Origin of the sequence: Microvirga sp. HBU67558 (assembly GCF_018069605.1) — a bacterium.
GTDB lineage: Bacteria > Pseudomonadota > Alphaproteobacteria > Rhizobiales > Beijerinckiaceae > Microvirga > Microvirga terrae.
In genome coordinates this window covers 1-325 of the sequence record NZ_JAGPUP010000136.1, presented here as the reverse complement: position 1 = coordinate 325, position 325 = coordinate 1, and the positions used below count along the sequence as shown (strand labels likewise).

Sequence of the window (325 nt, the reverse complement as noted above, 5' to 3'; positions counted from 1 at the left end):
GAGGCGCGCGCGGCGCTGCCGGCCAGTTGCACCCCGGTCTCGCCGCCGAGGCCCCGGAAGAAGACCGGGAGGGATCCGCGGACCTCATCAAGGGAGACGCCAAGCTCGGGGTAGCGTGGGTAGGTGACGGCACGGCCGACCAACCGGTGCCAGAACTGGCCGACGGTTTCTTCGAGTTCGAGGAAGTCGAGCATGGCGGATCTCCGGATCAGGCGAGCGTCGCGCGGGCGACCTCGATCAAAGCCTTCTTGACGTCCAGATCATCGGTCAGCGGCTCGATCATGGCGGCGAGGATGGCTTCTTCCGCCGGGACACCCGCCGCAAT

General features: G+C 67.7%; 1 protein-coding gene and 1 pseudogene. Both read right to left on the bottom strand.

Features of this window, described 5'->3' with window-relative positions; translation table 11 throughout:
• Positions 1 to 194 (bottom strand): annotated as a pseudogene (locus KBI52_RS00560) (protein norD); the annotation flags it as partial.
• A gap of 14 nt (positions 195 to 208) precedes the next feature.
• On the bottom strand, positions 209 to 325 hold a 117-nt coding region (locus KBI52_RS00555; protein ID WP_210804756.1), incomplete at its 5' end, for a CbbQ/NirQ/NorQ C-terminal domain-containing protein.